This window comes from Streptomyces sp. NPDC048002 (assembly GCF_040653275.1).
Taxonomy (GTDB): domain Bacteria; phylum Actinomycetota; class Actinomycetes; order Streptomycetales; family Streptomycetaceae; genus Streptomyces.
In genome coordinates, this window is the sequence record NZ_JBEZNL010000005.1 from 214,759 (window position 1) to 235,396 (window position 20,638).

A 20,638-nucleotide genomic window follows, 5' to 3' on the forward strand; every position below is an offset into this window, starting at 1 on the left:
AACAGGATCCCGTTGGTTCACTTGCGAGGTTCGCCGGGCGGCACTAGCCGACAGAGAAGGTGCTATCGGGGGCGGCATAGTCGACAGGACCGTCGAACCGTGCCGAGGCACGCTCCACCGCTTGCCGCGGGGTGAGGAAGCGCCCGACGTGGGTGACGATCAGGCGTCCCGCCCCGGCCTTGGCGGCCGTGTCACCGGCGTCCTCGGGCGTGTGGTGCACCTGTTCGCCCTCGGCGGGCGCCTGCGCGCTCTCGGCCTCGCACAGCAGCACGTCGCAGCCCTCGGCCAGCTCCGTGAGACTCGGGCACGGTGCCGTGTCTCCGGAGTACACCAGTGACCTGCCCGCCGCCTCGATGCGCACGGCGAAGGCGGGTATGCCGTGCGACACCGCCCGGCTGGTGAGCCGGAGGGAGCCGACGGCCGCCTGATGCCCGTCGTGCAACTCGGTTATGGCGAAGGCGGATTCGATCGGGCTGCGGGCCGGAGTGTTGGTGAGGAAATGGGCCAGCCGGTCGGCGATCCCAGGCGGACCGTAGAGAGGGATCGGCGCTGCGAGACGGATGTCCGCGTAGAGGGCGCCGTAGTACGCGGTGAGCAGGTCCGCGCTGTGATCGGCGTGCAGATGCGAGATCCAGATCGCATCGAGCTCATCCAGCCGTACATGACGCTGGAGCGGGCCGAGTGTCCCGCTGCCCGCGTCCACCCAGATGCGGGTGTCTCCGCTCGACACCAGATAGCCGGAGCACGGATTGTCCACGCTCGGGTAAGGCGTGGCGCAGCCCAGAACAGTGAGGTGAAGTGGTTCGCCGCTCATTTCAAGATTTTAGAACACGCGATCGGCGAGTCCCGGCTTCGGACAGTAACGCGCGGGCCCGCCTCACTCGACGCTGACGCCGATCAGGCAGGTGTCGTCGTCGGTGTCGGACTTGCTGTGGGTGAGGAGGTGGTCCAGGCGGCGGTCCAGGGTCGGCGACGGTGAACGGGCCGTGTCGAGGAGCTGGTTGAGGGAGTCGTGGACGGAGGTGTCGCGGCGCTCGACGAGGCCGTCGGTGTACATCAGCAGGGTGTCGCCCGGCTCCAGTTGGACGTCGACGTCCTCGTACTGGGCGTTGCCGAGGGCGCCCAGGAGCAGCCCGCCGGGAAGCGGCAGGGTGGAGGCGTCGGTGCCGCGGACGAGGACGGGGGGCAGGTGCCCGGCCCTGGCCCAGCGCAGCATCCGGGTCCCGGGGTCGTACACGCCGCAGACGGCGGTGGCGGTGACGTGTTCGGTCAGGTGGTGGGCCACCGTGTTCAGCCACGAAAGCAGCTGGGCGGGGTCGGCGCCGGTGACGGCGAGGCCGCGCAGGGCGTTGCGCAGGACGACCATGCCCGTGGCCGCCTCGATGCCGTGTCCGGCGACGTCACCCACGCAGAGCAGGATGCGTCCGGAGGGCAGGACGACGGTGTCGTACCAGTCGCCGCCGACGAGGGACTCCGAGGCGGCCGGCCGGTAGCGGACGGCGACCTCCAGGCCGGGTGCGTCGAGCGGGGCCCGGCGGGGCGGCATGATGGCGTGCTGGAGCTGAAGGGCGAGCCGGTTGCGTTCGGCGGACTCCTTCTCCGTGTACTCCAGTTGGTCGCGGGTGGCGGCCAGGGCGACTTCGGTCCAGTGCTGTGAGGAGATGTCCTGGTAGGCGCCGCGTACGGCGATGAGCCGCTTCTCGGCGTCGAGGACGGGCTCGGCGATGACGCGGATGTGCCGGGTGACGCCGTCGGGGCGCATGAGGCGGAACGCCGTCGAGGCGGGCCGGCGGTGGTGCAGGACGGCTTGGAGGAAGCGGCCGATGGTGACGGCGTCGTCGGCGTGCGCGTGGTCGGAGAGGTCCGCCAGGTGGACGGGGCGGTCGGTGGCGGCTCGGCCGTAGAGGGAGTAGAGCTGGCCGTTCCAGGTGACCTGGCCGCTGACCAGGTTCTCCTCGAATCCTCCTATGCGGCCCAGGCGTTGGGCGTGCTGGAGCAGGCTGGCCAGGCGGGCCGTCTCGTCCTCGGTGCGCCAGATGAGGAGTACGGCGCGGCCGTGGCGGCTGATGCTGAGGTCGGCGACGGTGTCGAGTGGCACCTGGTCGACGAGCGCGGTGAGGGTCGTCTTGAGGGCCTTGAACGGCTCTCCTGTGGCGTAGACGCGTTCGACCTTCTCGAAGAGTTCGCTGTCGGCGGCGGCCATGGGGTACGCCTCAAGCAGCAGGGCGCCGTTGACGGCGCTGCGGGGCCGGCCCGCCGGATCGACGAAGAGGCTGTTGGCGTGGCGGACCCGGAAGTCGCTGAGGTGGCCGTCGCCGTCGAGGTGGGGTACGAGGACGAGCGCGGGATCGTGCAACTGCTCGGCCAGCTCCACGAGTTCCGACACGTCGGCGCCTTCCCCCGCGCTGAGCGGGGCGAAGCCGGTGGGTGGCGCGCTTTCCAGGGTGTGGGCGCACAGTTCGGCCAGGGCGTCGAGCTGGCGGTCGACGGCCGGTGTGCGGTCGGGGAGGGGCTTTGGCCAGCAGATCTCCAGGACTCCGTGGATGCGGCCGCCGGTGCCGGCGGGCAGGGCGATCCGGCCGCCTTGTTGGGCGGGGTGGTGGCCGATGGAGGGGATGCCGGCCTGCGCGAGAGAGGGGATGTGCACCGCACGCCGCTCGCCGAGTGCCTGGCGGGCGACGGTGGCCACACCGGGCGGGACGTAGCGCCAGCGGGACGCCTCGTGCGTGCTGAACCCTGCGTGGCCGCTGAGCGAGAGGGAGCCGTCCGTACCCGCGGTCCACACCGCGACAGCCGTCGCGTCGAGGGGGGCGAGGGCGTGTTCCAGCAGCGACTCGGCGACCGCCTGGGTGTCGCTGGAGGCCAGCGCGGCGCTCTCGGCCGTGCGCAGCCGCACGGCGACGGAGGGTCCGGGCCGGCGCGCGTCCTGGTCCGTGCCGGCGCGGCGGACGAACTCGGAGGCGATGTCCGCGACGTCGTCACGTGCTGCCTGGTTGATGATGTCCGCGGCCAGTTCGAGCTGCGACACGCCCGCCTGATCGGCGAGTTCGGCGAGCTGGGCGGCAGCCTTGGCCGGTGTGCAGCGGAGCCTTTCGACCAGGACGCCCTTGGCGAGTTCGATCAGGGCCCGTCCGTCGGCGGCCGCGTGGGCGTCGCGGATCTCCCTGCGCAGCCGTTCCACGGTGGCGGCCAGGCGTCCGACACCGGTGGCCCGGGCGGGTGCGTGACCGGTGTCGGCCGCGGTACGCGGGACACCCGGGGCGGGCGCGGACGAAGTCGGCGCGGGGTCATCCGATTCCGGCGCGTGCGCGGCGTCCGAGCCGGCTCCGTTCCCGCGTGGCGCCCCCGAGGTGGGGGCCGGGACGTGCGGGGGAGCGAGCAGTGCGTCGTCGCCGGGCGGGTTCCCGGTGGGTTCGGGTGGGTTCACTGTGCTGCCAACTCCTCAGGGCGAGGGCGGTGAGCACGGTGGTGTGTGCTCGGGTGGGGGTGTGCGGGCACCGTGCGGTGGGCGTCACGGCGCACTGAGCCACCTGCGCAGGCAGGCCACGAGGTCGTCGGCGTTGACGGGCTTGGTGACGTAGTCGCTGGCTCCCGCGGCGAGGCTCTTCTCCCGGTCGCCGGGCATCGCCTTCGCCGTGACGGTGATGATCGGCAGCGCGGTGTGCTGCGGCATCTGGCGGATCCTGGACGTGGCCTCGTAGCCGTCCATCTCCGGCATCATCACGTCCATCAGGATCAGGTCGATCTCGGGGTGCCCGGCCAGCTTCTCGATGCCCTGCCGGCCGTTCTCGGCGTGCAGGACGTGGATGCCCTGCAGTTCGAGGATGCCGCTGAGCGCGTACAGGTTGCGTGCGTCGTCGTCGACGACGAGGACCGTGCGGCCCTGGAGTCCGCCGGCCGTGCTCGGCACCTGCTGCTGGCTCACTTCGGCCCGGACCAGGGGCACGACGTCGCCGGGCTGCTCGGCCGAGAGGTACAGGGCGATGCGTTCACGCAGCTCGTCCAGGCTGGACAGCAGCTCCAGCGGCCGCTCCTGGACGCGGGACTGCAAAGTGCGTTCGTCCGCCGAGTCGAGGCGGCGGTTGTTGTGGGCCAGGACGGGCACGGTCCGCAGCGCGGGGTCACCGTCCATGGCGTCGAGGAAGCGCAGGGCCCGCCCGTCGGCCATGTCGAGTTCGAGGACCACGCAGTGGAAGGGGTCGGCGGCGAGAGCCGCGGCCGCCTCCTGCGGACCGACAGCGGCGACGACCTCGAAGCTGTCGCGGTCGGGGAGGTCGCCGCCGGCGAGTTCACCGACCGCGCTCTCCGCCACGAGGGACAGCAGACCGCGGGGGCGCTCCTCGATCACCAGCAGCCGCCGGGTCTGCCGGGCCCGGGCGGCCCCGAAGGCCGCGCCGGGCCGTTCGCTGTCGGCCGGCTGCTCGGCGGTCTCGGCCGGCGCTGCCGTACGGTCCGGGTCGTCGGCCTGCCCCGTGAAGTCGGCGCGTGCGGCGGGGAGGTAGAGGGTGAAGGTGCTGCCCTGGCCCAGGGTGCTCTCGGCGGTCACCGCGCCGCCGAGCAGATGGGCGATCTCGCGGCTGATGGACAGCCCGAGGCCGGTGCCGCCGTACTTGCGGCTGGTCGTGCCGTCCGCCTGCTGGAAGGCGCCGAAGATGACCTCCAGTTGCTGCTCGGCGATGCCGATGCCGGTGTCCTTGACGCGGAAGGCCACGACCGCGCCGCCGCGGTGGACGGAGTCGGGCAGTTCGGCGTCCGAGGCGGGTTCGATGCGCAGTTCGACACTGCCGCGTTCGGTGAACTTCACGGCGTTGGAGATCAGGTTGCGCAGCACCTGCCGCAGCCGCGAGTCGTCCGTCACCACCTCGGCCGGGACACCGGGCGCGGTGGTGATGGTGAAGTCGAGGCTCTTCTGCGTGGTGACGGGCCGGAACGTGGCCTCGACGTAGTCGAGCAGCGGACGCACCGCGATCCGCTCGGGGTTGAGGTCCATCTTGCCCGCCTCGACCTTGGACAGGTCGAGGATGTCGTTGATGAGCTGGAGCAGGTCGGATCCGGCGGAGTGGATGATACCGGCGTACTCGACCTGCTTCGTGGTGAGGTTGCGGGTCGGGTTCTGTGCCAGCAACTGGGCGAGGATCAGGAGGCTGTTGAGCGGGGTGCGCAGCTCGTGGCTCATGTTGGCCAGGAACTCCGACTTGTAGCGGGAGGCGAGGGCCAACTGCTGTGCGCGGTCCTCCAGTTCCTGCCGCGCCTGCTCGATCTCCAGGTTCTTGCCCTCGATGGCGCTGTTGCGGTCCGCCAGCAGGGCGGCCTTCTCCTCGAGTTCGGCGTTGGAGCGCTGGAGTTCGTCCTGCTGGACCTGGAGCTCCTCGGAGCGGGACTGCAGTTCGGTCGCCAGGCGCTGGGACTCGTCGAGGAGTTCGTCGGTGCGGGCGTTGGCGACGATGGTGTTGACGTTGACGCCGATCATCTCCATGAGCTGGTCCAGGAAGTCCCGGTGGACCGGGGTGAACGGCGTGAAGGAGGCCAGTTCGATGACTCCGAGGACCTGTTCGTCGACGACGACGGGGAGCACGATGAGACTGCCCGGCGTCGTACGGCCGAGCCCGGAGGAGATGACGTAGTCCCCGGGCACGTTGTCCGCGGCGATCGTACGGCGGCTGCGGGCCGCCTGACCGACGAGGGACTCGCCCAGCTTGAAGCGGTCCTGCGCCGGGGTACCGGCGGGCCGCCCGTAGGAGCCGACGAGTTCGAGTTCGGTGCCGCCCGGGGCGTCCTCGGCGAGGTAGAACGCGCCGTACTGGGCGGAGACGAGCGGGGTGAGTTCGTCCATGACCAGTTCGGCCACGACCGCGAGGTCGCGGTGGCCCTGCATCAGCCCGGAGATCCGGGCCAGGTTGGTCTTGAGCCAGTCCTGCTCCTGGTTGGCGCGGGTGGTCGCGCGCAGGGACTCCACCATCGCGTTGATGTTGTCCTTGAGCTCGGATACCTCTCCCGAGGCGTCGACGGTGATGGAGCGGGTGAGGTCGCCCTCGGCGACGGCGCTGGTGACCTCCGCGATGGCCCGGACCTGCCGGGTGAGGTTCCCGGCCAGCTCGTTCACGTTCTCCGTGAGCCGCTTCCAGGTTCCGGAGACGCCTTCCACCTCCGCCTGACCGCCGAGCCGGCCCTCGCTGCCGACCTCGCGCGCGACCCGGGTCACCTCGGCGGCGAACGACGACAGCTGGTCGACCATCGTGTTGATGGTCGTCTTCAGCTCCAGGATCTCGCCCCGCGCGTCCACGTCGATCTTCTTCGACAGGTCACCGTTGGCGACGGCGGTGGTGACCTGGGCGATGTTGCGGACCTGGTTGGTCAGGTTCGTCGCCATGGAGTTGACGTGGTCGGTGAGGTCCTTCCACGTACCGGCGACGTTCGGCACCCGGGCCTGACCGCCGAGCCGGCCCTCGGTGCCCACCTCACGGGCGACCCGGGTGACCTCGTCGGCGAACGCGGACAGCGTGTCCACCATGGTGTTGATGACCTCGGCGAGCGCGGCGACCTCGCCCTTCGCCTCCACCGTGATCTTCCGCGACAGGTCACCGCGCGCCACGGCCGTGGCGACCTGCGCGATCGAACGCACCTGCCCCGTCAGGTTCGACGCCATGACGTTGACGTTGTCGGTGAGGTCCTTCCAGGTGCCCGAGGCCCCCCTCACCGTCGCCTGTCCGCCGAGATTGCCCTCCGTGCCCACCTCGCGCGCCACCCGCGTGACTTCGTCGGCGAAGGAGGACAGCTGGTCGACCATCGTGTTGATGGTCTCCTTCAGTTCCAGGATCTCCCCGCGCGCGTCCACGCGGATCTTCTGCGTGAGGTCACCCTGCGCGACAGCGGTGGTGACCTGGGCGATGGAGCGCACCTGCGCGGTGAGGTTGTCACCCATGACATTGACGGACTCGGTGAGGTCCTTCCACGTGCCGGAGACGCCCTTGACGTCCGCCTGCCCGCCCAGACGCCCCTCGGTGCCCACCTCCCGGGCCACGCGCGTGACTTCGTCGGCGAAGGAGGACAGTTGGTCGACCATCGTGTTGATGGTCTCCTTGAGTTCCAGGATCTCTCCGCGCGCGTCCACGTCGATCTTCTGCGACAGGTCGCCCTGCGCCACGGCCGTGGCGACCTGGGCGATCGAGCGCACCTGCGCGGTCAGGTTGCCCGCCATGAAGTTGACGGAGTCGGTCAGGTCCCGCCAGGTGCCGGAGACGCCCTTGACGTCCGCCTGCCCGCCCAGGATCCCCTCGGTGCCCACCTCCCGGGCGACGCGCGTGACTTCGTCGGCGAACGCGGAGAGCTGGTCGACCATCGTGTTGATGGTCTCCTTCAGCTCCAGGATCTCTCCGCGCGCGTCCACGTCGATCTTCTGCGAAAGGTCACCGCGCGCCACCGCAGTCGCGACCTGGGCGATGTCCCGGACCTGCGTGGTGAGGTTGCCCGCCATGGCGTTCACCGAGTCGGTGAGGTCCGCCCACGTGCCGGAGACTCCGGGGACCTCGGCCTGTCCGCCGAGCGTTCCCTCGGTACCCACCTCGCGGGCGACCCGGGTCACCTCGGAGGTGAACAGGGAGAGTTGGTCGACCATGCCGTTGAAGACACCGGCGATCTCGCCGAGCAGTCCATCGGCGTCGTCCGGCAGCCGCGTGCCGAAGTCCCCGTCCCGGACGGCCGTGAGCCCCGCCAGCAACTGCCGCAGCTCGGGCTCTCCTACGGCGCCCTTCTTCTGCGACCCCGTCCGCTGCACCGGCCGTGTCGTGCCCGCCGTCGTCTCAGCCATGACCACCCTCATTAGCCTGACCAGGCCAGTCCCGTCGACGACGGGTCGAGCCCTGCGGCCCTCCGGCGGAGGGCCCGTCCCCGTACTCCGCCGCACGACCGGTCGGTCGAGAAATAGTTGTCGTGCGGCAAAATACGAGGCGGCCATCGTGTCACGCTTCTCGGCGGGTCAGTGCACGGCCCAGCGGATAGACAGTTCTCGGGGCCCGGGGCGGGAGACCGGGGCGGGGCGGGGGACCGTGGTGGACGGGGGACCGTGGCGGCGGTGGGTGCCTCCTACGACGAGGCTCCCACGATCTCCTCGATGTCCACGGTGTCCCCGTCCGCGGGCTGTTCGGGCCGGACCTCGTCGCCGTAGTCGCTGAAGGTGGTGGTCTGCGGGGCTGTGCCGCCTTCCACGACGGCCTTGAGGACGTACGGCTCGCCTTCGGCGGCGACGAACAGGGTGTGGGTCTCGTCGCCCGACTCCTTGGTGAGCTTGACGGCCTGCGTCCCGTCGACCGCGGCGGTGCCGTCCTTCATCAGGCCCTGGCGCTCGGACTTGTCCTCGTCCAGGGCGGCGACCAGCTTCTGCTTGTCGCACATGCCGGCCATCTCATCGCCCTGGCCGGGCACCTTGACCCACTTGCCCGCCGCCTTGTCCACGGCCTCGTCGGATCCCGGCCGGCCCTTGAGGCTCGCCTGCCAGTACTTCTCGTCGCCCCTGAGGTAGAGCGTCTCGCCCGTGCGCCGGACCTCGGCCTTCGCGCCCTCCTGGGTGATGGTCCCCTGACAATTGCTCCGGTCGTCCATCGCCATGTCGATGGTGAGACTCTGGCCGGACTCCTCGACCTGGCCCCGCATGCGCATGGAATCGGCGTCTCGGGTCGCCTCGATCGCCTTCGCGGCGATCGCGTCCGCGCTCTCGCCCTCGAACGCGTCCTCGGCGCTGTCGCCCGAGCCGCAGCCGACCAGACCGAAGGCACACACGCCGACCACTGTCATCGCTGCGACCCGCCTGTTCAAACGCATTCCGTGCTCCCTCGTCCGTCCCGTGGGCTCATCTGCCGGGCGCGCCGTTCCACTGCCGCCGGCCGCGCCGTGATCACGCGCGTACCCCGCACTTCGCGCCGAAAGCCCGGAACCTCGCATTCCGGAGCAAGCCGCCTGGGGCGCACGCCGGCGGCGCGCGACGCCACGCGGACGGCGGTCGAAAAGCGGTCGTGTCGGCCCGCAGTGATGAAGAGCGACGAATGGGGTACCCGAGCCAAGCCCGTACATCGCACAGAAGGCCATTTCGAAATGACCAAGAACACCGCTCCGCGCTACACCGTCCCCGGCCTTTCCCTGTCCGACGCCGAGAGTGTCATCGGTGAACTCCAGGGCCGGCTGCATGCCCTCAACGATCTGCATCTGACCCTCAAGCACATCCACTGGAACGTGGTCGGCCCGCACTTCATCGCCGTCCACGAGATGCTGGATCCGCAGGTCGACCGGGTCCGGGACATGGCGGACGACGTAGCGGAACGCATCGCGGCGCTCGGCGGCGTCGCGAAGGGCACCCCCGGCGCGCTGGTCGCCGAACGGGACTGGGAGGACTACAGCGTCGGTCGCGCGGACGCGATCGGGCACCTCGGCGCCCTCGACCTCGTGTACACCGGCATCCTCACCAGCCTCCGCCAGGCCGTCGAGAAGGTCGGCAAGCTCGACCCCTCCACCGAGGACCTCCTGATCGAGCAGCTGCGTGACCTGGAGCAGTTCCAGTGGTTCGTCCGCGCCCACCTGGAAAGCTCAGGCGGTGCGCTCTCCACCGCCGGCGCCGACACCGAGCGCGACGCCGCCGCACAGGCCACCGGCCGCTGACCACCGGACGCGCATCCGGCGTTCACGTGCCAGGACGGACGTGCTGTGTCCCGCAGGCCCCGCGCCTGCGGGACACAGCTGTGCGTGGCCTCATGCCGGGCCGGTGAGGGCGTCTACCCGGGTGGCTAGATCCGGGTGAGCGGCAGCCAGGTGGGACCGGGTGGCGGCCAGGGGGGCCAGGAGGGCGGCGGGGTCGTCCTGGGCCAGGGCCGCGTGGAGATCGCCGACGGCGGAGCGGGCGGACGCCGGGAGATCGTCCAGAGCCGTGATCTGCCCGGCGAGCCCCCTCAGGTCGGCGGCGTTGTGACGGGCCCGGTCGGCCGCGACGCGGTCGGCGGCGCGTCGCTCGCGTGCGGCCGTTACGCGTTGCTCGCCGGTGGTCCCGGCGGGGCCGGGGCGGCCGCGCAGGTAGCGGCGTTCGGCGGCCTGGCGGCTGGCGACGCCGAGCGGGGGAGCGAGGTCGGCCCAGCTGGCGCCGGCCTGGCGGGCGGTCTCGATCAGACCGGTCTCCCACCCGGCGAGCTGCTCGCGCACCTGCCGCAACAGCATGAGCGAAGCCAGCGCCTGCTCGGCCCCGACGGTCCCCTCGGGGTCGGTGCTCTCGTCCTGGGCGTCGTGGACGGCCTTGCTGATGTCCTCCAGGGCCGCCGCGGCGGCGAGAAAGGACGCCGGGCTGTGTGCGTGGGTGTGGGACGGGGGCGATTGATCGGCCGAGGTCACGGGCCCTCCTCTCGCTGTCATCTTGAGGGTGACTTCAATGTTTGTCATCCATTGGATGACATGCTACAACAGTGTCAGTGCAGCGCATTGGCAGCAACTACGCGAATCTGCTGGAGGTGTTTCACGATGTTGATGCGCACTGACCCCTTCCGTGAGCTGGACCGTGTGGCGCAGCAGCTGATGGGACCGGGCACCTGGTCGAAGCCGTCGGTCATGCCGATGGACGCCTACCGCGAGGGCGACGCCTTCGTCGTGGCCTTCGACATCCCGGGCGTCACCGCGGACGCGATCGACATCGACGTCGAGCGGAACATGCTGACCGTCAAGGCCGAGCGCCGGCCGGTGGCGAAGGCCGACGACGTGAAGGTGGAACTGTCCGAGCGGCCGCTGGGCGTCTTCTCCCGCCAGATCGTGCTCGCCGACAGCCTCGACACCGAACGCATCGAGGCCGACTACGACGCAGGTGTACTCACCCTGCGCATCCCGATCGCCGAGCGCGCCAAGCCCCGCAAGATCTCGATCGGCGTCGGTTCCAGCCGCAAGGAGATCTCCGGCTGACCCCGGCCCGATGTCGGTGCGGAGGGCGGACGCATGTCTTTCCCCTCCCCGCCCTCCGCACCGTGGGACTGCCCTGGGCCGAATGTGCTACCGAGCCGGCCACGGCTCCCCCTTCCGCCTCTCCCCGTTGACCCTGCACACGACCGGGGACGCCGCACAGCGGCACCCCATGACTTTGTGAAAGGCAAACACCGCAGTGATCACCGACGTACGCGCCCCGCTCGAGCAGCCGCAGTCCTACTCGACGGCGTACGAGCAGATGCTGGACAAGGTCCGTTACGAGGGTGCCTACCCCACCCGTGAGCGGGCCGACGAAGCGGTCCGCCTGGTCCTTTCCGGGCTCGGACGGCAGGTGACCGGGGACGAACGTGTCGACCTGGCCGCCTGCCTGCCCTTGGAGGCCGCGCGTACGCTGACCGCCCAGTTCCCGGACCTCCAGCCGCTTTCCGGCTGGGAGTTCGTCAGGGATCTCGCCGCCCGCACCGGCGCCTCCCTGGCCACCACCCGCTGGGACACCGGCGCCGTCCTCTCCGCCGTCGCGGCCCACGCCGGTCCCCACCTGACCACGCGCATCCTGCGCCAACTCCCCACCGGATGGGCCCTGCTGTTCGGGCGGGCGGAGCTGACCCTCGGTAGCGGCTGACGGCGGCTCCGAGTTGAGCCGTCCGGCATACGGCATGGCCCCGACCGGGGGAGTGGTCGGGGCCATGCGTACCGCGGGACGGCTCTACTGCCGGAAGGTGTCCTTGACGTCTTCCTTGGCATGGCGTGCGTGGCCCTTGGCCTGTTCGGCGCGGCCTTCGGCGGTCATGCGCTCGTTGCCGACCATGCGGCCGATGGCCTCCTTGGCCTTGCCCTTGGCCTGCTCGGCGTGGGCCTTGCTCTTCTCCGTGCCCGACATCGGGACCTCCTCGTGACGTAACCGGTTTGGTCTTGACCCCCGTCTACTCGCCCAAGCCGTCCCCAAACCTGTTCACCGCGCCGCGGTGGTACGCCGAGTGAAGGGCGGATCCGTGTGCCCATCCACGCGCATAAGAAACAGATAAATCCGCACGCATGATCGAATGATCGTCGGGCAGTCGGTGCTGCGGAGGTTGATAACTATGGTTCCCCTGCTTCTCGTTCTTCTGCTCGCCCTGCTCCTGTTCGGTGCGGGTTTCGCGGTGAAGATCCTCTGGTGGATCGCGATCGCGGTGCTGGTTCTGTGGCTGATCGGGTTCGTCGCCCGCCCGAAGGGCAGCAGCGGCCGCTGGTACCGCTGGTAGGCGGCCGCCGCGCCGCCGAAAGGAATCGGCGGTGGCCCCCCGGCGCGGGGGGCCACCGCCGATTTTGTGCTCTTGACGGTGACGGCTTGACGGTGACGGTGGGCTCAGCGGGGTTCGAGGCGGAGCGTGGAGGCGCGGGCCCGGTCGGTCAGGACGTGTTCGACGATGCTGGTGTAGTGGCCGTACTTCCCCCGGTAGGCGGCGTCCACGTCGGCGTACTCGCCGGGCTCGGCGTCGCGGAAGGTCACGTCGGCCCGGACGCCGCCCGCCTCGACGCGGCCCTGGTGGCGGGTGCGGGTGCCCCGGTACCAGGGGCCGTCGACGCCCTTGACCGAGCGGACGTAGAGCCGGTCGCCGGCGCGTACGACCCACATGGTCACCGGGGTGCGCAGGCTGCCGTCGGCGCGTTCGGATTCCAGGTCGAGTTCCTCGGCCGCGTCGATGCTGCGGAGGTCGGAGTCGTTCCAGTCCATGGTGGTTCCCTCCGGAGGGCCGTACGGGGTGGGGGTCAGGCTTCGGGGATGGCTCGGCCGAAGTCGGCGAGGGTGACGTTCTCGGGTTCGGGGCCCCCGCGTCGGCCGGTCTCCAGGGCGTCCAGGGCGGTCAGTTCGTCGGCGGTGAGGTCGAAGCCGAAGACGTCGAGGTTCTCGGCGATACGGTGGCGCTTGGTGGACTTGGGGATGACCGAGCGGCCCTGCTGGAGTCCCCAGCGCAGCAGCACCTGGGCCGGGCTCTTGCCGTGGGCGTCGGCGATGCCGGTGACGGCCGGGTCCTCCAGAACGCTCCTGCGGTGCTCGCCGTAGCCCGGGTAGAAGGTGATGCCGCCGATGGGGGACCACGCCTGGTTGAGGATGCCGTGCGTGTCGTCGAAGTCGAGGACGGGGCGCTGCTGGAAGTAGGGGTGGATCTCCAACTGGTTGACGGCCGGTACGACGCTCGTGGCGTCGAGGAGCCGGGTGAGGTGGTCGACCATGAAGTTGCTGACGCCGATCGCGCGGACCTTGCCGTCGGCCAGCAGCTTCTCCAGGGCGCGGTAGGCGGCGAGCGTCCTGTCGAACTCGGACGGCAGGGCCTGGTGCAGGATGAGCAGGTCGATCCGGTCGAGGCCGAGCTTTGCGGCGCTCTTGTCGAAGCCGTGCAGGGTCTCGTCGTAGCCGTAGTCGCTGATCCAGATCTTGGTCTCGACGAAGATGTCCTCGCGGGGGACGCCGGAGTCGCGGATGGCTCGGCCGACCTCGCGTTCGTTGCCGTAGGCGGCGGCCGTGTCGATGTGGCGGTAGCCCAGCTCCAGTGCGTCCTTCACGGCAGCGATCGTTTCGTCGGGCGGGGTCTGGAAGACGCCGAGCCCGAGGGCGGGCATCTCGACGCCGTTGTTGAGGGTGAGCGTCTGCATCACAGGGGCCTTTCGGTGCGGTGTGCCGGTGCGTGCGCGATGAGGGTCGTCACGACGACGACGGTCGGTGCGAGGGGGACGGCGGAGCCGGGGTCGGAGCGGCTCCGGAGCGGGCGCGATGTCAGGGGCGGTGCGGCCGGTGGAGGCCGTGCCGGCGACGGCCGCCGAGAGGCTCAGGGCCGGCGCGCGGCCGATCTGGTGCACGGTGTTGACCTTGAACCATTTCCGAGGTGCCCGCACCTCGCTCCTGTTCCAGGGAACATCGCGCGGCCCCGCGAGCGGGAGGCACCGCTCTTCCAGGTACTGGCAGTACCTCGCAGCCCTTTCCGGGCCGTCCTACGGTGGAGAGGCCGGCACACGCATCACGCCGATCCGAGGAGTTCCCCCGTGCCACCGCTGCCCGCCGTAGCCTCTGTCCGTTCCGCTCCCTCCCGCACGCCCCCCTGTCCGGAGGGCGACCGTGGCCGGTGCTGAGAAGAAGAGCCTGGCGGGGGAGGTGCGCGAGTTCCTGAGCACGCGACGGGCCAGGATCACCCCGGAGCAGGCCGGGCTGCCCGTCTACGGTGGCAACCGCCGGGTCGCGGGGCTGCGGCGTGAGGAGGTCGCCCTGCTCGCGGGCATGAGTGTGGACTACTACGTCCGGCTGGAGCGCGGAAACCTCAGCGGTGCCTCCGACTCCGTCCTCGAAGCCCTCGCGCACGCCCTCCAGCTCAACGAGGCCGAACGCACCCACCTGTACGACCTCGCCCGCGCCTCCACCCCGTCCGGCCGGCGGCCGGCGGTGACCTCCTCGCGGGTACGGCCCACGATCCTGCGCATGCTCGACTCGATGAGCGATGTCCCGGCGTTCGTCCGCAACGCCCGCTTCGACGTCCTGGCCGCCAACGCTCTCGGCCGCGCGCTGTACGCGCCGCTCTTCGACTCCCCGCTGTTCGCGCAGCGCGGACCCGTCAACAGCGCCCGCTTCCTGTTCCTGGACCCCGCTGCCCAGGACTTCTGGGTCGACTGGGACAAGGGCGCCGACGACGCCGTCGCCTTCCTGCGCACCGAGACCGGCCGGGCCCCGCACGACAAGGCGCTCACCGATCTGGTCGGAGAGCTGACGACCCGCAGCAACGAGTTCGCGCGACGATGGGCGAGGCACGACGTGAAGTTCCACCGGTCCGGTGTGAAGAACCTCCGTCACCCGCTGGTCGGCGACCTCGCACTGCCCTACGAGGCGCTGGACCTGCCCTCCGACCCGGGGCTGCGCCTGAACTTCTACACCCCCGAGCCGGACTCCCCTACGACGGCAGCGCCCTCCCCGATGTCGCCGCCCAACCGCCCGCCACCTGGGACGAGTTCACCACCCTGCTCGCCCAGCGCCGGACGGAGCGCGGCGACGGCCCCCTCGCCCTCGACGGTGACATCCCCGACTACGCCGCCTACTGGACGTACTACGCCGTCCTGCGCGGCCTCGGCCCCGGCGCCTTCGGCAAGGCCGCTACGGACAAGAGCGGCGCGCTGCTCAAGGCGGACGAATTCGTCGACGCACTGCGCCAGGTCGAGAAGCTCGTCTCCGACGGCGACTTCACCAAGGGGTACGACGGCTCCAAGTGGCCCACCGTGCAGCAGAAGTGGGCCAAGGGCAAGTCGGACTTCCTGCTCCTGGGCACCTTCGCGCCCAGCGAGACCGCCGAGTTCGCCGCCCCTGGCTTCACCTACCGCTCGATGCCCTTCCCGGCCTTCACCGAGGGCGGCGACAACTCCCAGGACATCTCCCTGATCGGCTTCTCCATCCCGAAGAAGGCCAGGAACGCCGCCGCCGCGCAGAAGTTCATCGCCTACTTCCTCGCCAAGGAACACCTCCAGGGCATCGCCACCCAGGCCAAGAACATCACCCCCCGCGCCGACATCGACGCCCCCGCCGAACTCGCCGACGCGCAGAAGGCGCTCGCCACGGGCAACGTCGTCAAGACCCTGGACGGGGTCAAGGAGACCGCCGCGGAGTGGTACACCAAGGTGTTCCTGCCGCTGAACGCCAAGTTCATCACCGGCCACCTCACGGCGAAGTCCTTCGCCACCGAGCTGGCGGCCGACTCCGCGGCGTACTGGAAGACGGCCGCATGACGGCCACCGACACCCTCCATCGCGCCGGCCCGCGCGGGGACACCCCCGCCCGGCGGAAATCCGCCGCCGGGCGGGGGGACACCCGGCCCAGCCCGCTCGCCGCCCGCCGCCGGAAGCTGTTCTGGCCGCTGCTGCTGCCGGCCGTCCTGGTGTACGTCGTCTTCTTCGCCGGGCCGTCGCTGTTCACCCTCTGGCTGAGCCTCAACGAATGGGCCGGGGCGGGACCCATGACCTTCACCGGCCTGGACAACTACCGCCGCCTGTTCCAGGACCCGACGTTCGGAATCGCCTTCACCAACACCCTCTGGATCATCCTGGGCGCGGGCGGGCTGACCTTCCTGTTCTCCTTCGCGCTGACCATGGTGCTGCGCGAGATGAAGGGACGCAGGGCGGCCCGGTCCATCCTCTTCTTCCCCAACATCGTGCCCAGTGTGGTCATCGCGATCCTGTGGGGCTTCCTCTTCCAGCACGACGGGCTCGTCGACGCCCTCGCGAAGGCCGCCGGACTCCCGTCGGCCAACTGGCTCGGCCAGGAGAACCTGTTCAAGGTCATCCTGATCGGCCTGGTATGGACCTCGACCGGCTTCTACACCACCATCCTGATGGCGGCCGTCGACCAGATCCCGCCCGAGCTGTACGAGGACTGCGAACTCGCCGGCGCGAACGCCCTGCAGAAGTTCCGGCACGTCACCCTGCCGCTGATGTGGGACGTGGTCGGCGTGTGCGCCGTGCTGTGGACCATCTCCGCCGTGAAGGTCTTCGAGTTCATCTACGCCTTCGCCGGCGCCGCGGGGCAGATGCCCGACACCGGCGTGTGGAACACCGCCCTCTACACCTACGGGGAGGCCTTCGCCTCCGGTGGCGTACCCAGGTACGGCTCCGCCGCGGCGAGCGCCGTGGTCATGCTCGCCCTGGTCGGCGTACTCGTCGTCCTCGTCCGCCGCTTCATGCGCCGCGAATCGGTGCAGTACTGAGCGGCGCGGCTCCGGCCACCCGCTCCCCGCGAACCTTCCGCACCCCGTCACGGAGGTCAGTCCCGATGGCTGTCGCCAGCCCCGGCCGCCCGCCCGGCCCGCTCACCCGTCGCCCGCCCGGCCCTCTCGCCCGCCGGCTGCACCGGCTCACCACCGCCCGCGTCGTCGGCGTACCGCTGGTCTGGCTGTTCGCCGCGTTCAACGTCTTCACCGGGCTGTGGCTGCTGCTGTCGTCCCTGAAGACCGGCGACGAGATCTTCAGCTCGCCCTGGCGGCTGCCGACCGCGCCGAACTGGGGCAACTACGCACGGGCCTGGACCGACGGGCTGTTCGGCCAGGCAATGATCAACACGGTGGTCGTGGTGGGCGGGACCGCCGTGGCCACCCTGCTGCTGGCCGCTCCCGCCGCCTATGTCCTCAGCCGTATCACCACCCGGTTCAATTCCGGGCTCACCCTCTTCTTCGCCCTCGGGCTCGGCATCCCCGCCCAGGTGGTGATGCTGCCGCTGTTCGTGGTCATGAACCAACTCCAGCTTGTGAACAGCCTGTTCGGACTCGTCGTGGTCTACGTGGCGACCTCGCTGCCGTTCGCGGTGTTCTTCCTGACCGGGTTCTTCGCCACCCTCCCGGTGGAACTGGAGGAAGCCGCCGCCCTCGACGGGGCCACACCGCTGCGCACCTTCTGGCAGATCATGCTGCCGATGGCCCGCGGCGGACTCGTCACCGTGCTGATCCTCAACGTCATCCAGCACTGGGGAGAGACCGTCTTCGCCCTGGTCTTCATCCAGACCACCGACCACCAGACCCTCTCCCTCGCGCTGCTCGGCTTCCTCCAGCAGATGCAGTACAACGGCGCCGACTGGGGAGGACTGTTCGCCGGTGTGGCGCTAGTCGTCCTGCCCGTCCTCGCCTGCTATGTGTGGCTGGGCCGCCGGATCATCGAGGGAATGACCGTCGGCTCGGTGAAGTGAACGCAGTCGCAGGGAGATTGAGGACCGTCGTGACCGAAGTCCGTGACCTGAAGTTCCGTCAGCTCGCCGCCGAGCTGAGGCAGCAGGTGCTGCAAGGGGTGTGGCCGGCGGGCGGCAGACTGCCCACCGAGAAGGAACTCGCCGACAGCAGCGGGACGTCGGTCAGCACGGTACGCCGTGCGGTCAACGAACTCGTCGCCGAGGGCCTGGTCGTCCGCCGGCAGGGCTCGGGCACCTTCGTCGCACCGCCGAGTGCGGCCGGACCCGTCCGGGCCCTGGTCGGCGTCAGTGTCCCCGACACCGCCTTCTACTACCCCAAGGTCCTCCAGGGCATCGAGGAGACGCTCTCCGCCGCCGGCGCCCGGCTGCTGTTCGCCTGCTCCGGCTACGACCAGGAACGCGAGGCCAAGGACCTGCGCGACATGCTGGACGCCGGGGTCGACGGCCTGCTCGTCGTGCCCACCCTCGACGGACCCGAACCGGCCCGCGACTACCTCGCGCGGCTGGCGGCACTGCCGGTGCCGACCGTACTGGTCGAGCGGCGCCACGCCTCCCTCGGGGACACCAACGAATACGTGTGCACCCTCCACGAGGCCGGCGCCTACGACGCCGTCCGCCACCTCGCCGGCCTCGGGCACCGCGCGATCGGCCTCGTCCTGCGCCACCCGAGCCCCACCTCCGGCCACGTGGCCGAGGGATTCCACCAGGCGATCGACGAACGCGGCCTGGCCACGGTCGAGTTCCGCGCCGCACGCGAGGAATGGAGCCCCGCGGCCGCCGACCGCTGCCTGACCGCACTGCGCGAGGCCGGGGCGAAAGCCGCCGTCTGCTTCGGCGACCGCCAGGCCGCCCTGCTGCTCGGCGCGGCCCGCCGGGCCGGACTCACCGTGCCCGGCGACCTCGCCCTGGTCGCCTACGACGACGAGATCGCCGACGTCGCCGACGTTCCACTGACCGCGGTCGCGCCCCCCAAACGGCAACTCGGCAAGACCGCGGCCGACACCCTGCTGCGCCGACTCGACGACCCCGAACTGCCGCGCAGCCGGGTACTGCTGCGCCCCACCATCGTCGTCCGGCAGTCCTGCGGAGCCGCGCAGGACACCGGTGACACGACCACCGAGGAGAGCACCACGTGACGGACATGAGGCTCGGCCTGATCGGCGCGGGCGCCGTCGGCGAGCTGCACGCCGACGCCGCCGCCGGGACCCCCGGAGTGCGGGTGACCGCCGTCTGCGACATCGTCGCAGAGACCGCCGCCCGCGTCGCCACCGCCCTGGACGCAGCGGTCTTCACCGACCACCGCGAACTCATCGCCTCCGGGCTGGTGGACGCCGTCGTCGTCAACACCCCGCACGCCCTGCACACCGACATCGTCACCGCCGCCGCGGCGGCCGGCCTGCACGTGCTCGTCGAGAAGCCGATGGCCACGCGCTCCGAGGACTGCTCCCACATGGAGAAGGCGTGCGCCGACGCGGGCGTCGTCCTCTTCGTGGGACATATCCAGCACTTCCTGCCGCCCGTCGCCGCCGCCCGGCGCGCCCTCGACGCGGGCGCCGTCGGCGCCGTACGGGCCGTGCACGACTGGCGCAGCACCGACTACCGCCCCGGCAGCCGACCCGACTGGTTCTTCGACCCCGCCGTCTCCGGCGGAGGCGTGTTCATCAACATCGGCACCCACTGCGTGGACCGGCTGCTGTGGCTCACCGGGCAGCGCCCGGTCGCGGTCGCGGCGACGGCCGTCCACCGGGGGGACCTGCGGGTGGAGACCGACGTACTGGCCCGGCTCGAACTGGAGGACGGGACCGTCGGGCACATCACGGTCACCAGCACCCGCCTGCCCGCCCGGGACGAACTGACCGTGATCGGCGCACGGGGCACGATCCGGGTGGCGCGCGGCACCGGCGCAGTGCTCCACCCCGACGACGGCACCGACCCGGTGCTCCTGGCCGCCGAGTCCGCCGACGACGTGCCCACCGCCTTCCGCGACCAACTGGCCGAGTTCGCCGCCGCGGTACGCGGCGAACGGCCGCCCGCGATTCCGGCCGCCTACGGGCGGGGCGTCATCGAGGCCGTGGAAGCCGTCTACGCCTCGTGCGCCACCGGCGAGCGCGTCGCTCTGCCGGGCACAGCGGAGGCGTCCCTTGACTGAGCCGGTCACGGCAACTCGCTGGGAGCGGGCCTTCAGCACCCTCGGCTGCCCCGACGCGGACGTCCACGAAGTGGCCCGGCTCGCCCGGACCCACGGCTGCACCGGCGTCGAACTGCGCTGCGCGCCCCCGGAAGGACTGCTCACCCCGCGCTCCTCACCGGCCGAGCGGGCAGCGGTCAAAGCCCACTTGGCCTCGGTCGGCGTACGCGCCCTGTGGCTGGCCTCCTACGTGCGGGTCGCGGACGACACCGTCGAGGACAGCGAGTGCCTGGCCCGGCTGGGCACCCTGCTGGAACTGGCCGCCGAGGTCGGAGCGTTGGGCGTGCGGGTGTTCCCCGGCGCGCCCGGGCCCGGCCCGGCCGGGGACGCCTGTGCGGTGCGCCGCCTGCGCGCGGCGGCGGACCGTGCCGCCGAGGCGGGCACACGCCTGCTACTGGAGACCCACGACTCCCACCCCGCCGCGAGGGATGTGGCGCGTGTCCTCGACGCCGTCGGCCACCCGGCCGTGGGCGCCGTCTGGGACGTGCTGCACACCTGGCGCGCCGGGGAGGGTTTCGAGGAGTCGGCCGGAGTGCTGACGCCCTGGCTGGACCACGTGCAGATCAAGGACGTGGCTGCCTATGACGACCCCCGCCCCCTGCTTCCGGGTACCGGAGCGGTGCCGCTGGCCGAGCTGCCCGCCGCCCTGGCCGCCGTGGACTACCGCGGCTGGCTCTGCCTGGAGTGGGAGAAGCGGTGGTTCCCGCAGGCCCCCGAACTGTCCGAGGCGCTGCGGTACGCCGCTCTGTGAGTTTCCCCCGGGTCCCGCGCCCTGGTGGTCCGCTGCCACCGCCCGCGCAAACAAGCCGCGT

Annotated in this window: 17 protein-coding genes and 2 pseudogenes; 11 read left to right on the top strand and 8 right to left on the bottom strand. The window is 70.9% G+C overall.

Annotated elements, in window-relative coordinates:
- Positions 1-43: 43 nt before the first annotated feature.
- The 4 genes from AB0E07_RS10065 to AB0E07_RS10080 all read right to left on the bottom strand — a co-directional run bounded on the left by AB0E07_RS10065 (position 44) and on the right by AB0E07_RS10080 (position 8,817).
- Positions 44-814 (bottom strand): MBL fold metallo-hydrolase, encoded by a 771-nt coding sequence (locus tag AB0E07_RS10065; RefSeq protein ID WP_362248134.1) that lies wholly within the window; start codon positions 812-814, stop codon positions 44-46.
- Positions 815-877: 63 nt separating this feature from the next.
- The gene (locus AB0E07_RS10070) at positions 878-3,427 is read right to left on the bottom strand and encodes a SpoIIE family protein phosphatase (protein WP_362248136.1); all 2,550 of its coding nucleotides are present in this window, start codon (positions 3,425-3,427) and stop codon (positions 878-880) included.
- 84 nt (positions 3,428-3,511) lie between these two features.
- Complete coding sequence (locus tag AB0E07_RS10075; protein WP_362248138.1) at positions 3,512-7,807, bottom strand: HAMP domain-containing protein; 4,296 nt, start codon at positions 7,805-7,807, stop codon at positions 3,512-3,514.
- 275 nt (positions 7,808-8,082) lie between these two features.
- Positions 8,083-8,817, bottom strand: a complete 735-nt coding sequence (locus AB0E07_RS10080) for a hypothetical protein (RefSeq protein ID WP_362248140.1) — start codon at positions 8,815-8,817, stop codon at positions 8,083-8,085.
- A gap of 270 nt (positions 8,818-9,087) precedes the next feature.
- On the opposite strand from AB0E07_RS10080, the gene AB0E07_RS10085 reads away from it, so the two are divergent.
- Entirely contained in the window at positions 9,088-9,648 is a 561-nt protein-coding gene (locus tag AB0E07_RS10085) for a DNA starvation/stationary phase protection protein (protein WP_362248142.1), read from the top strand.
- A gap of 90 nt (positions 9,649-9,738) precedes the next feature.
- On the opposite strand, the gene AB0E07_RS10090 is transcribed toward AB0E07_RS10085, so the two are convergent.
- Positions 9,739-10,368 (bottom strand): type III effector protein, encoded by a 630-nt coding sequence (locus AB0E07_RS10090; RefSeq protein WP_362248144.1) that lies wholly within the window; start codon positions 10,366-10,368, stop codon positions 9,739-9,741.
- A 126-nt stretch (positions 10,369-10,494) separates the two neighbouring features.
- On the opposite strand from AB0E07_RS10090, the gene AB0E07_RS10095 reads away from it, so the two are divergent.
- Both AB0E07_RS10095 and AB0E07_RS10100 read left to right on the top strand, forming a co-directional pair.
- Entirely contained in the window at positions 10,495-10,926 is a 432-nt protein-coding gene (locus tag AB0E07_RS10095) for an Hsp20/alpha crystallin family protein (RefSeq protein WP_362248146.1), read from the top strand.
- 196 nt (positions 10,927-11,122) lie between these two features.
- Complete coding sequence (locus AB0E07_RS10100; protein WP_362248148.1) at positions 11,123-11,569, top strand: DUF2267 domain-containing protein; 447 nt, start codon at positions 11,123-11,125, stop codon at positions 11,567-11,569.
- Positions 11,570-11,653: 84 nt separating this feature from the next.
- Here the strand turns inward: AB0E07_RS10100 and AB0E07_RS10105 are convergent, their stop codons facing one another.
- Positions 11,654-11,827 (bottom strand): CsbD family protein, encoded by a 174-nt coding sequence (locus tag AB0E07_RS10105; protein ID WP_362248150.1) that lies wholly within the window; start codon positions 11,825-11,827, stop codon positions 11,654-11,656.
- Between the two features lie 202 nt (positions 11,828-12,029).
- Between AB0E07_RS10105 and AB0E07_RS10110 the strand changes: the two genes are divergently transcribed.
- Positions 12,030-12,191 carry a hydrophobic protein gene (locus AB0E07_RS10110; protein ID WP_362248152.1) on the top strand — a complete coding sequence of 54 codons (162 nt, stop codon included), beginning with the start codon at positions 12,030-12,032 and terminating at the stop codon, positions 12,189-12,191.
- Positions 12,192-12,295: 104 nt separating this feature from the next.
- On the opposite strand, the gene AB0E07_RS10115 is transcribed toward AB0E07_RS10110, so the two are convergent.
- Positions 12,296-12,664 carry a DUF2255 family protein gene (locus tag AB0E07_RS10115; protein ID WP_362248154.1) on the bottom strand — a complete coding sequence of 123 codons (369 nt, stop codon included), beginning with the start codon at positions 12,662-12,664 and terminating at the stop codon, positions 12,296-12,298.
- Between the two features lie 35 nt (positions 12,665-12,699).
- On the bottom strand, positions 12,700-13,584 hold the full coding sequence (locus tag AB0E07_RS10120) for an aldo/keto reductase (protein ID WP_362248156.1): 885 nt from the start codon (positions 13,582-13,584) through the stop codon (positions 12,700-12,702).
- A 460-nt stretch (positions 13,585-14,044) separates the two neighbouring features.
- Between AB0E07_RS10120 and AB0E07_RS10125 the strand changes: the two are divergent.
- From AB0E07_RS10125 to AB0E07_RS10155, 7 genes and pseudogenes are all read left to right on the top strand, one after another.
- Positions 14,045-14,869: pseudogene (locus tag AB0E07_RS10125) on the top strand (helix-turn-helix transcriptional regulator); the annotation flags it as partial.
- A 26-nt stretch (positions 14,870-14,895) separates the two neighbouring features.
- Positions 14,896-15,693: pseudogene (locus AB0E07_RS10130) on the top strand (ABC transporter substrate-binding protein); the annotation flags it as partial.
- Entirely contained in the window at positions 15,690-16,667 is a 978-nt protein-coding gene (locus tag AB0E07_RS10135; RefSeq protein WP_362248158.1) for a sugar ABC transporter permease, read from the top strand. The pseudogene AB0E07_RS10130 and the gene AB0E07_RS10135, both read left to right, overlap by 4 nt.
- Positions 16,668-16,732: 65 nt before the next feature.
- On the top strand, positions 16,733-17,638 hold the full coding sequence (locus AB0E07_RS10140) for a carbohydrate ABC transporter permease (RefSeq protein ID WP_362248160.1): 906 nt from the start codon (positions 16,733-16,735) through the stop codon (positions 17,636-17,638).
- Between the two features lie 29 nt (positions 17,639-17,667).
- A complete protein-coding gene (locus tag AB0E07_RS10145) occupies positions 17,668-18,774 on the top strand; it encodes a substrate-binding domain-containing protein (RefSeq protein ID WP_362248162.1) in 1,107 nt (368 codons plus the stop codon).
- A gap of 5 nt (positions 18,775-18,779) precedes the next feature.
- Complete coding sequence (locus AB0E07_RS10150; protein WP_362248321.1) at positions 18,780-19,787, top strand: Gfo/Idh/MocA family oxidoreductase; 1,008 nt, start codon at positions 18,780-18,782, stop codon at positions 19,785-19,787.
- Positions 19,780-20,577 carry a TIM barrel protein gene (locus tag AB0E07_RS10155; protein WP_362248164.1) on the top strand — a complete coding sequence of 266 codons (798 nt, stop codon included), beginning with the start codon at positions 19,780-19,782 and terminating at the stop codon, positions 20,575-20,577. The genes AB0E07_RS10150 and AB0E07_RS10155 overlap by 8 nt, the downstream gene beginning before the upstream one ends.
- The last annotated feature ends 61 nt before the right edge of the window (positions 20,578-20,638 follow it).